Here is a 12,180-nt window from a genome sequence, read left to right as displayed (position 1 = left end):
TCGCGCGGGCCCCCACGCGCCGCGGGGGCCCCCGCCCGAGACTGGGCGCGGGGGGCCCCGGGCGGCGCCGTTCCGTCCGCCGGACACCGCCCGACGGTGTCCACGTCCGCCACCCGACCGCCCGGGCCTGCCCCGCCCCACGGTCCTCGGCGCAGGCGTCTCTCAGAGCGAAGGCTCTCCGGAGCCCGGAGCGGCTCGTCCGGCCAGCTCTTCGAAGAACACGTCCACCTCGTGGAGGGAGAGTGGGTCGCAGGCCGCGTGGAAGACGGTTCCGTCGTTCCAGGCGATCATCCACCCTCCCCCTGGAAGGTCGCGTCGCACGCGTTCCACGTTCGCGCCCTCCATGTCCGTCTCGCTCACGTCGATCTCGATGTGCCACCCGGGATTGTCCGTCGTGGCCATTCTGATGCCGTATTCGTGCTCCCATTCCCCGTCACAGTTGGATGCGTACCAGGATGGGATGAAACGCATTCCCTGATGCCCTTCAGGAGCATCCGAGGGGCTTTTCCCAGTCTTCGGGTGCACGCGCGTCGCCGCCGTTCGGTGAGTTGATGTGAGGGGTCGGCACGACTGTGCCATCCGCGTTCGTGTGTTCCGGCCCTTCCAGGTCGAACCGCTTCACGAGTTCGAACGGAGCCGGGTTGCGGGGATTCGTCTGCGGGGCCCACTCCGCGTACTTCTTGATTCGTCCCGTCCCACCGTGGCGGACGAACGTCGAGTGCGGCCCTTCAGCATCATAGTTGGGCCGCTGCCCGGGCTTCCGCCCCATATTGTGAACGAGGACGCTTTCGTCACCCGCCGCCACGTAGTACGTGTGGACGCTGTCCACCGAGAGGTTGTAGACCCGCTCCGAGCGCGTGGAGTCGGCGACCTTCGTCACCTGGACCCATGAACCGCCGCCCGTCCGCAGCCACTGGCCGGGGTCGAGTTCGCCGGCGGTGGCCCACTCGCCGAGGGAGGACACCCAGAAGGAGTGACCGACGGTCGCGGTGATGACGTCCGTGGCGTCGCCCCGGTCACCGTCCGTGTCGACCGTGAGATGCACCAGCTGCTTGAGGCCCTCGCCCCTGATCGTGGCCGTGACCTCCTCGTCGGAGGTCTTCCCCGTCGTCGGATCGGTCGCCTGGACCTCGTCCCCCGCCTCGACCTCCTCGATCGGTTTGCGGGAGCCGTCGGCCATCACCACCTCGGTGCCGGCGACGAAGCTGTTGCCGATGGCGTCCGCGGCCATGCTCGTGCAGGAGACGGCCGTCTCGACGCGGTCCACCGTGGTCTCGACCCTGTCGGCGGCCTTCCCGATGTCGTCCGAGTACTTCGCGGCCTTCGACATCATCCGCCCGGCCTTCGCGGCCCGGACCACGCCCGCGCCCGCGCCTCCGAGGACCAGTCCGCCCACCGTCGCGGCGGCCCAGGCGCACGCCTCCATGTCGCCCTTGGTGACGCAGTTCTTGATGTCGTTGTAGCCGGTGACCTCACCGACGAAGTTGCCGACGTCCTTGACGCCCTCCCACACCGCGCCCCAGTCGGCGGCGTCCCGGACCGTCTCGACGACCGCCCCGATCTGCTGGGCCACCGCGTCACGGAGCGCGTCGGTCGCCTTCGCGACGTCCTGGACCACGTCCGCTGCGGCGTTGACCAGCATCGCCGGAAGGTTGGGATCGGCCGTGACGATCGCGACGCCGATCGTGATCAGCGGTTTCATCGCGGCGGTGATGGCCGGTATCGGATTGTGTTTCGCCACCTGGGCGGCGAACTCTCTGGCCTTCTTGGTGACCGCGACTCTCGCCGCGTGGTACGCCTGTCTGGCCTGCGCGGCCTTCTCTCTCGCCCACTCGCGCGCCTGCTTCTCGGCCGACCGGTAGATCTTCTTCCCGTAGTCGACGATCGTCTTGAGGCCGGACTTGCGGTAGAGGTAGTTGACCGCCCTCCCCGCGAAGTCGAGGGCCTTGCTGAGGGCGGCGCGGGGGTTGCGGACCGCGTAGACGACCGCGTCCTTGACCCTCTTGGCGGTCTTGTACGCCTTCTTCACGTACTTGTTGTTCTTGATCTTCTTTATGACCTTCGAGCAGAAGCCGCAGCTCGGCCAGTGCCCGTCAGGATCGCTGTAGTCCATGGGTGACCCGGCGCCGTAGGTGTACCGGTTGGCCAGGATCGAGCTGCCGGAGGCGTAGGTGTAGGAGTCGCGGGAGTCGAACGCCCCGGTGCCCGGGTCGTACCAGCGGGCTCCCATGTTGACCTGGTCGGTGTCCGGGTCGGTCCAGTCGCCCTGGTAGCCGGCGTTGCCGGTGGTGTCGCCGGTCGTCTCCCCGAAGGGGTCGTAGGCCGTGGACGCCGTCAGGCCGGTGGCCGTGCCGTCGGTCGCCGACATGTCCCCGACGACGTCGCCGTGCTTGTCGGTGACGGTCAACTGCGCGTCTCCGGTGCCCTCCAGGACGGAGAGGATCTCGTCCGATGCCCCGCGCCCGTAGGTGGAGTTGTTGTCCTTGACCGGGTCCGGCGTGAGACCGGCGTAACTGAAGTCCGCGCCGTTGCGGGACGCGACGCGGTCCAGCGAGTCGTAGGTGTACTCGGTTCCCGACTCACCCGCCGTCGTCATCCGGTCGAAGGCGTCGAAGGCGAACTCTTCGGTCAGGCCCGAGCTGGTCCGGGAGGCCAGGGTGCCACGGGCCGTGTGGTCGTAGGTGTAGTCCCCGTCGGACAGCAGCCGGTTGCGCTCGTCGAAGGTGGCGGCCTTCTCGCCGTTCCCGGTCCTGTTCCCGCTGTCGTCCCAGCCGTACTCGGTGGTGGTGCCCTCGCTGGTCCAGGAGGTCAGCCGGCCGGCGTCGTCGTATCCGTAGGTGTTCTCACCCGCGTCGGCCGTACCGGCGGTCTTCTTGCTGGTCAGATGGTCGTCGCTGTCGTAGCCGTAGTCGGTCGAGGCGATGGGCGCACCGGTGGACGTGGACACCGTGTCGGTGTCCAGGCGGCCCAGTTCGTCGTACGTGAACTCGCGTGACTGGCCCGCGCCGTAGTCGATCCGGTCGACCGCCCCCGCACTGTCGTACCCGTAGTTCTGGGTGGACCCCGTGAGCGGGTCGGTCGCGGAGGTCAGCTGCCTGCTGGTCCAGCCGAAGCTCGCCGTACCGGCCGCGTCCGTGCGGGAGATGAGCAGGCCGTCGCTGTTGTACGCGTAGGTGGCGTCCCCCGAGGGGCCGGCCGCCTCGAGCAGCGCACCGCGGTCGTCGTAGGTGTACGTGTTGTCGCCCCCGGGCGCGGACGCCCGGGTGAGGCGGCCGGCCGCGTCGTACCGGAACGTCTTGGCCGCGGTCTCCGACTCGGCGCCGCTGCCGGTCTCCCCCACGAGCAGCCCGGCCCGGTCGTAGGCGCGTTCCCGGACGACTCCGCCCGGGGCCACGACCTTCACCGGCAGGCCCTCCACGTCGTAGGAGGTGGTCCAGGTACGGTCCGCGAGGCCGGGGTCCCGCTGCGTCGCCGGCTCGATCACCGACTCGGTCAGGCCGAGCGTGTTGAGCGTGTACAGCGTCGTGTTGCCCCGCCCGTCGGTGTAGCGGGTGCGGTTGCCGAGCGCGTCGTAACCGAAGGACGTGGTGATCGACTTCTCGTCGGTCACCGGTTCGCGCTGGCTCGTGAGCCGGCCCAGGGCGTCGTACTCGTAGGTGGTGACGCCGCCCAGCGGGTCGGTGGACGAGGTCAGGTTGCCGCCGGCGTCGTATCCGTAGACGACCTCGCGGATCGGGTTGTTGGTGGCGTCGAGGTCGGAGTCCTCGACGAGCCGGCCGAGGGTGTCGTACGTCTTGGCCGCGGTGCGGCCCTGGCCGTCGGTGGTGCGGACCTCACGTCCGCTCATGTCGTAGCCGAGGTGGCTGACCACGTTGCCCGGGTCGGTCGCCCGGACCAGCTGCCCCAGCCCGTCGTACACGAAGGTGCTGTCGCCGCCACCGGGCAGGGTCTGCCGGACGACGTTGCCCGCGTCGTCGTAGGTGTTGCGGGTCGTGAACGCCCCCGGCTGTGGCTTGCGTTCGATCTCCGTGCTCGTGACCGGCCGGTCCAGGTCGTCGTAGGTCGTCTCCGCCCGCGCGCCCGTCGGGTCGGTGACCGAGAGGAGCTGGCCGGTGCGGGTGTACGTGTACGACCACTCGCCGCGTTCGTCGTCCTGGCCGACGGGCACCTTCTTCGAGGTGAGCCTGTTCTGCCGGTCGTAGGTGTAGCTGGTGACGGCGCCGCGCGGGTCGGTGGACTCCACCGTGTTGCCCAGGGCGTCGTAGGCGTAGCTGACGCGCGGGGTGACGGCCTGTGCGGCACCTGGCGCCAGGTAGTCCGGGGCGGTCGCGGTGAGTGTCCGGCCCAGCCGGTCGTAGGTGGTGCGGTTGACGTTGCCGAGCGCGTCGACGGACTCGGTGACCGCCCCGAAGGTGTCGTACCCGGTGTAGGTGGTGGGGCGGGACGTGGTCGGGGTGGAGCCGGCGGTCTCCGTCAGCACCTCCGGCGCGGTGGTGGACAGCGGCCGGCCGATCTCGTCGTAGGCGTAGTCCGTCCGGTTGCCGCCCGGGTCGGTCACGGAGCGCACCAGGCCGCGCTGGTCGTAGTCGTAGACGGTGGTCCGGCTCTCGGTGACGCCCTGGACGGTCTCCTGCTCGGCGTTGCCGGCGTCGTCGTAGGTGTAGCGGACGGTCTCCGGCGTGGCGTTGACCGGCCACGGCACGTTGGAGGCGGCGCCGCCGTTGGCGACGGTCTGCACGTTTCCGGCGAGGTCGTAGGTGTACGTGGTGCGGCGGGCCAGGCCGTCGGGGTCGGTGACCTCCGACGTGGTGCGGCCGACCGAGTCGTAGGTGTACGCGGTGACGAGCTTGCCGTTGTTGCCCTTCTCCTCGAGGAGGTTGCCCGCGCCGTCGTAGGTGTTGGCCGACACGACGATGTCCCGTGTGCTGCCGTCGGGGTCGTGGAAGTCCTCCAGCGTCACCGACTTGACCAGGTCGTCGCCGTAGTACGCGTAGACGATGGTGCGGCCCATCGCGTCGGTGTGCCGGGCGACGCGGCCGGCCATGTCGTACGCGTACGACTGCAGGACCGTGTAGTCGTCGTCCCCGCCGTCGTCGTCCCAGTCGCGCAGCCGGGCCTCGGCCATCGAGCTGCGCGCGGTGTAGGTGTAGTCGAAGTGGTTGCCGTTGGCGTCCACCATCGACGCGCGGTTGCCGAGCGCGTCGTAGGTGTAGGCCGTCTCGCTGCCCTCCGCGTCGGTCACCGTCACCGGACGCCCGTGCTCGTCGTTCTCGAACGTCATGGAGCGCGGCTCGTCGCCCCCGAGCACGTCGCTGACCTCGGTGCCGACGACGTTGCCGTCGGCGTCGTAGGAGGTGGTCGTGCGCTGCTGGTGCTTCTGCAGGGTGACGACGTTGGTGGTGGCCGGTTCCGTCGTGGAGACGGTGCGGTTCAGCGCGTCGTAGGTGATGGTCACGGTCTCGCCGGCGGGCCGGGAGTCGGAGACGGTGGTCTCGGTCAGCTTGCGGCCGAGCGCGTCGTACGTGAAGGAGGTGACCAGACCGGACGGTTCGGTGATCTGTGCCAGGTCACCGCTGGTGAAGTACCGGTAGCGGGTGACCTTGCTCCGCGGGTCGGTCGACGTCAGCGGCAGACCGGTGGGCGTGTTGCCGCCGCCGACCGCGGGCTCGGCCCCCGTCGTGTACGTGTTCCTGACGGTGCCGTTGTCCGGGGAGATCTGCTGGGTGAGCAGACCGCGGGTGTCGTACTTGTACTGCGTGCGGAAGCGGTTGTCCGTCGGACCGCTGGAGCGGCCGTCCCGTGTCTCGGACGGCTGGTCGGCCCGCAGGTCCAGGTCGCCGGAGGGCGTGGGGTACGTGGTGTACGCGGTCTGGCAGTCGCCCTTGGCCCGGCATGTGGTCCGGCTGATCACGTTGGAGCGGTCGTCGTAGCCGAGGGTGACCTTGTCACCGGTCTCGCTGATGACGCCGGTCTGGTTGCCCTTGTCGTCGTACTCGTAGGTCTGGATCGCGACACCTTCGACGGGGTGCCGGATGAAGTCCGGTTCGCTGCCGCCGTCACCGGGCGGGTTGGTGCAGAACGCCGGGTCGCCCGGGTCCGGCTCGGTGCAGATCTGCTCCGGCGGCCCCTCCGGATCGGGGGACTCCCCGGGCTCCGGGGCGCCCAGCCCCAGAGGCGTGCCGTAGCGCAGCATCTGGCCGGTCAGACCGTCGTACTCGTAGAAGTAGGGGGAGTCCGCCGGGTCGTGGACCTCGACCGTGCGGCGGAGGTCCTCGTCGTTGCCGAAGACGGCGGGCCGGCCGATCTTCCAGGTCCCGCCGTTGCGGTCGGTGTACTCCTCGACACGGTCCCGGGACACGTCGTACGACACCTGCGAGGCCTGACGGCCGGAGGGCAGTGTCGTCCCCGTCAGCACGTCCGCGGCACGGTTGGCCTCGCGGTGGTGACCGGCGACCGCCTCCGCGCCCAGCGGATGGTGGTAGACGGCCACCTCGTCGATGGTGCCGTTGAAGGAGCGGGCTCCGGTGGTGCCCCAGCCGGGCCAGGATGCCGGGGTGGAGGCGTGGGCCGCGCCGATCTGGTTGTGGGTGAGCTCGCCGGGTACCGGCTGCTTGCCGGTGAGGGTGCCGGACAGCTTCCCGTCGAGGTACAGGGACTGGGTGGAGCCGGACAGGGAGAGCACGGCGTGGTGCCACTGGCCGTCGTTGACGTTCTTGGTGATGTCCGTGATCGGGGAGACCGACCCCGTCCAGAACTGGCCCCGCAGTTTCCCGTCGTTGCCGACGTACAGAGCGGGGACGCCGACTCCCGGGGCGGTGCCCAGGGCCTTGTCCTGGTAGCCGATCAGCGGGCCGCCGGTACCCGACGCGATGGTCTTGAACCACACTTCGACCGCCGCGTCCCGGCTCCGTTTGAGGGTGCCGGCCGGCAGATCCACCCGGGAGCTCGTGCCGTTGAACCTCGCCGCTGTGGAGGTGTCCCCGGTCAGGGCACCGCCCTGGGCGAGCGTCACGTCCTTGTAGGTGCCGCGGTCCTTGCCGAGGTTCGTCTCCTTGGCGCTCGCGGCCGCGGTACCCTCGTCCTCGCCGAGCCGCCAGTACGACTCGGGCCGGGCGTCGAGCACCCCGGTGGCGTAGTGGCTGCCCTTCCCGTAGCCGTACCGGGTGCATCCGCCGAGCGGATCGCAGACGCTGTCGAGCACGTCGCCGGTGTAGCCGTACGTCCATGCCTGGGCGGCCCCGCCGACGGGGGTGGTGGAGACCCGGGTGACGTGGGAACCGGTCCAGGTGAAGGTCATGGTCCGGCCGCTGCGGGCGTGGCGGGCGCTCTGCAGTTTGCCCGCCGACCAGGTGTAGTTGACGACGTTCGAGGACGCGTCCGTGACCTTGACGAGCAGACCGCCGGTGGAGAAGTCGTAGGTGGTCCCCGACTTGTCCTGGAAGGCATAGGTGTTGGCGGTGGCGTCGTACGTCAGCTTGGCGTACCGGCCCGGCGGCGAGGCGAAGGTCCCGTCGGGGTTCCTGCCGAAGCGGACGTCCTGGCCGTCGGGATAGCGCAGCACGACATTGCCGCTGCCGTCGTTGTCGGGGGTGATCCGCATGTCGTACCGGGTGGTCCAGCCCGCACCGAACGCGAGGTCACGCCGGGGGTCGAGGCTGTTGTACGTACGGACGAGCGTCAGGTCGGGGCCGACGGCGCTGATCGAGGCGTCGACGGCGGAGGAGGTGAAGTTCCCGACGTTCGGATCGAACTCCTGGCCCTGTGCCTGGGACAGCCGCGAGGTGATCTCCGGCTGCGGTACGGCCGCGACCAGGGCGACCTGGGCGGTGGGCACCTCGTTGGACGCGTCCTTGACGAAGCCCCGCCACAGATAGGTCGTGCCCCACTTCAGCCGGCCGGCCGGTACGGGGTGGGCCGAGGCCGTCTGGTACGCGGAGGTGGTGCACGCGACGGGCTTCCCGTCCTTGTCCGCCTCGCAGATCTCGTACTTGTACTGGAGGGACGACCCGGCCGGGGCGTCGATGTCGACACCGCTCGCCCACAGTTGCGGGGTCAGGGTCTGCGCCTGGTACCCGTTGGGCGGGAACTGTTCCTTGACGACCGGGGCGATGTCGAAGACCTGGAGGGTCAGCCTGCCGGGCGGCACCTGTTCGTCCGTGAAGACCTTGCCGCCGGAGCGGACCATGGTGAAGTCCAGCAGGTACGCGCCCGGTGGCAGGGCCTTGATCGTCGCTTCCACCGTGGCCGCGGATCCGCGCGCCACGTTACCGCTCAGGTTGGCGGTGCGCTGCTGGGTGACCAGACGGCCCTTGGCGTCGTAGGCCCGGTAGGCGAGGTAGTAGGTGCTCGGGGTCCAGGTCTCCGCACCCTTGTTCGTGACCTTGACCTTGACCTTGCCGGCCTGGTTCTGGAGGACCGGGGGGTCGGGGACGGGACTGGGGAAGGAGTAGGTGGCGCTGTACGGGGAGTGCGTGACGAAGAGCTTCGGCGGGTTGGCGGTGGCGTGCCCGGTGAACCTCTTGAACGCGAGCGTGTCCGAGGGGGAGGCACGCAGCGACAGGCCGTGGTTCGGCTGCGTCCCGTCGACCCAGCGCTGGACCAGGTCACGGCCGCCCTTGCCGAGATCGAAGAGTGCACCGGCGGTGGGGCAGGCCGAGCTGGACGCCCCGAGGGCGACGTGGCCGTAGGCGAACGACTTGGAGGTGAGCGCGCCGGCCACCGAGGGCCCGGGATAGGCCGTGCCGGTGCCTTCTGCCCAGGAGCCGGTGACCGGGTGGACGGAGACCGCCCGCGGTCGGCACGATCCCGAGTCGTAGTTCACGACCTGGAGCTGGGCGCCGAAGATGCGGTGGTGGCTCAGCTCCTCGTCGAGTCCGGGGAAGCCGAGGAAGGAGTACGTCGCACCGGTCGTGCTCCTGCCGACCTGGAGCTCGCTCGACCCGACGACGGACGGCCCGCCGTCCCGCACGTACATCGAGGTCGAGGCGGAGGTGGCGTCGACGGAGGGGTCGAGCCGGACCGGATAGGCGCGGCCGGGTTCGGCGAGCCAGGCGGCGTCCGCGCTCACCCGGAGCGTCTGCCGGCCGCCTTCCTCCCGCAGCTCGTACCGCACGGCCCGGGAGGTCGCGCCCGCGGCGTCCTCCATGAAGCCGGCCGGGATGACCGCCTTCGTGCGGCCGTCGGTGTCCGCCAGGACGACCGCGCCGTCCTCGGTGCGTGCCGTCAGGCCCTGGAGGGTGAGGGGGAAGTCGAACTGCGTGGGGGCGTCGGCCGACCGCAGAAGGATCGTTTCCTTGACTCCACCCGCCTGCGAGTCGAGCCACAGGTCGGTGTCCGGCAGGACCTGCTCGTAGGTGACCCTGCTGCCCTCCGCCTTCCCCGGGGCCGCCGCGGCGCCGTCGAGCGCGTAGCCGAAGCGTTCTCCTGAGGCGAGGGTGAGGGTGGCGAGCCGATCGGCGTCAGCGCGGTCCGCGAGGTCGAGGCCGACGGCGTCGGCCGTGTTGGACCAGCCGCCGTCCTGTGCGGCGAGGCCGGTCCGGATGGGCTGCCACGTGCCGTCCGCGCGACGGTAGTTGACCGCCGCGGTGGACACCTCGCTGGTGAGGGTGCCGTCCTCGTTGGCGTACGTGCGACTGTGCGCGTCGCGCTCGGCCACGATCTCCTTGCTGGTGTCCGGGTCGAAGCCTTCCACGCGCGGGGCGGGTGCCGTGGCGACCTTCACGGTGTTGGGACGGGCGGAGGGCCGCGCCGCCGGCGGCGGGGTCACCGGGTACTTGGCGCGCATCGTGCGCGGCGCCCGGGTGTTGGCCCCTCCGTCGGCCGTGTGGCTGCGGCCTTCCGCGCTCCCCCAGCGCTGCCCCGGCCCCTCGGCCGCGGCGAGCGGCTCGGGGAAGAGGGGGAAGCCCGCTCCCGCCACGGCCACAGCGCCGACCGCGAACGTCACGAGCAGGGCCAGGGCGATGCTCCGGCCCCACCGCCCGCGCGCCAGACGGGGCATCAGGAAGCTACGGGCGATTCTTCGGTACGACGGCACGGATCCCCCAAGCTCGTGATGCCACGGACCTGTTGATGCTGGGACCACTGATCCGGGTGTGTCGAGACGGGCACATATTGTTCATGCACCTGACATGTGTCCGCGTTTCTTGTTCATCCGTTCGCTACCGCACCGTTCACCCGCGTCCGCCTAACGTCCGGCAGCATGACCTCAGACACGTCCCGTACCGCTCCACGGTGGATCGCGGCGGCCACCGCCGTGGCCGCCTCGCTTCCCCTGCTCGTCGCCCTGCCCGGCACGGCGCACGCGGCCGAGGCCGCCACCTGCACCACGACCGGCCCCACCTACGCCGTCGACTCGGCGGGCAAACTGCTGCGCGCCGACATGCCCACCCCGCTCACCGGCGGGACCCTCCCGGCCGCCGGCAGCATCGACACGGGCTGGAACGTCTACGGCCGGATGCTGGCCGGGAAGTCGGCACGCTTCTACGGGATCAAGTCCGACGGGCTCTACCTGAGCCATCGCTCCTCGGGCACCTGGGACATCCACCACAAGAAGATCAGCGACAACTTCGGCTGGCTGGCCAAGGCGGACGACCGCAACCAGGTCACCATCGACCGGGACGACCGGATCTGGGTGCTGGACAACGAGGGCGCGCTGCGGACCTTCTCGTACGATCCGGCGGACGAGGCCTGGTCCGCGGACAGCGGCAAGATCCTCGACCAGGGATGGGAGCGCTACAACCTGATCGTCGCGGCCGACAAGGGTGTGGTGTACGGGCGTTCGGCGACGGACGGCCGCCTGTACCGCTCACGCTACGACTTCGCGAGCCAGCGCTGGCTGGAGCGCCACGTCGTCGAGAGCCTGGCCGACTGGAACGTGTACACCAAGGGGATCACCTCGGTCGGCGGTGACACGCTCATGGGCATCACCGCGGCCGGAGCCGCGCACTACTACCGTTTCGACGAGAACATCCGGGACTTCCCCGTCTACAAGAAGACGGTCGGCGCCTCGGGCTGGGCCGCCTACACCAGCGTCGCGGGAGCGCCCGACGCCTGCCGGATCGTCAACACCCACACACCGGCGGCGACGCCGGCCGCGCTGGAGAAGTACAGCCCGGCGGCCATCACGCAGTCCTCCTCCGGCTCGCTCGAGATCGCCTACTCGGACAACCTCGGTTACCTGGTGCACGGCAGGATCTCCGACCCCTCGGACATCAACTCGGTGAAGTGGGCGACGGTTTCGGGCAACGAGGCCTTCTCGGGGCGTCCGACCCTCGCGGAGCACGCGGACGGCCGTGTCGTCGTCACCGGGCACAACCTCTCGGGTGACGTCTGGCAGCTCAACCAGAAGGCGAAGGCCTCCGCGGACTGGGATTCCTGGCTCTCCCTCGGCGGCGCCATGGCCCAGCACCCCGTGACCACGAAGACGGCCGGCGGCCGGCTGGTGCAGTTCGCCGTCGACGCGGACGGACGCCCCTGGTACCGGATCCAGCAGCGGCCCGACGTCTCCTTCATGGCCTGGATGCCGCTGAACGGCCTCGGCCTCTCCGGCCCGCTGACCGCCGTCCCGGCACGCGACGGTATCCAGCTCTTCGGAAAGAACGCGGCCGGATCCCTGGTCACCGCACGCTTCGACGAGGCCGGCACCCTCACGTCCTGGACCGGCCTCGGCGCCCAGACCGTCACGGGCACCCCGGCCGTCGTCGTCTACCCGGGCTACCGCTACCGCGTCTTCGCCAACGACGGCCAGGGCAACGTCGTCACCGCCACCCAGGACTCCGAGGGCGGCGCCTACAGCACCTGGAACACCCTCGCGGGTGTGGTGGCCGAGGGGTCGCCGACCGCCGTGATCTCCCCGGCGTCGGGCCTCACCGAGGTCCTGGTCCGTGACGCCGCCGGGGGCATCCACAACACGGGTGAGACCACGCAGGGCAGCGGCGTCTGGCGCAACTGGAACCTGGTGTCCGAAGGCGCGGCCGCCGAGCCGACCGCCTTCACCTACACCAACGCCAGTGGACCGCGCTGGGGCTTCACCTTCCGCACCGCCTCGAACGCCACCTGGATCTACGAGCTCAGCTCCGCCTTCAGCACCTTCGCCGCCCGTAGCACCGACCGGTCGCCCGGGTTCACGGGCACCGAACTGCCCGCCGCCCCGTCGGCGGGCTGACACCGCACCACCGGCCA

General features: G+C 70.3%; 3 protein-coding genes. 1 reads left to right on the top strand and 2 read right to left on the bottom strand.

Translation table 11 applies throughout. The features are described 5' to 3' along the window. Positions 1–162: 162 nt before the first annotated feature. The gene (locus tag ACFYSH_RS02955; protein WP_388750567.1) at positions 163–471 is read right to left on the bottom strand and encodes an Imm53 family immunity protein; all 309 of its coding nucleotides are present in this window, start codon (positions 469–471) and stop codon (positions 163–165) included. 13 nt (positions 472–484) lie between these two features. Next, positions 485–9,997, bottom strand: a complete 9,513-nt coding sequence (locus ACFYSH_RS02950) for a LamG-like jellyroll fold domain-containing protein (protein WP_388750564.1) — start codon at positions 9,995–9,997, stop codon at positions 485–487. A 201-nt stretch (positions 9,998–10,198) separates the two neighbouring features. On the opposite strand from ACFYSH_RS02950, the gene ACFYSH_RS02945 reads away from it, so the two are divergent. Further along, positions 10,199–12,163 (top strand): tachylectin-related carbohydrate-binding protein, encoded by a 1,965-nt coding sequence (locus ACFYSH_RS02945; RefSeq protein WP_388750561.1) that lies wholly within the window; start codon positions 10,199–10,201, stop codon positions 12,161–12,163. Positions 12,164–12,180 lie beyond the last annotated feature (17 nt).

Source organism: Streptomyces sp. NPDC005791 (assembly GCF_042871485.1).
Classification (GTDB): Bacteria; Actinomycetota; Actinomycetes; order Streptomycetales; family Streptomycetaceae; genus Streptomyces.
The sequence above is the reverse complement of the archived record's forward strand: the minus strand, read 5'-3'. Positions and strand labels throughout refer to the sequence as shown.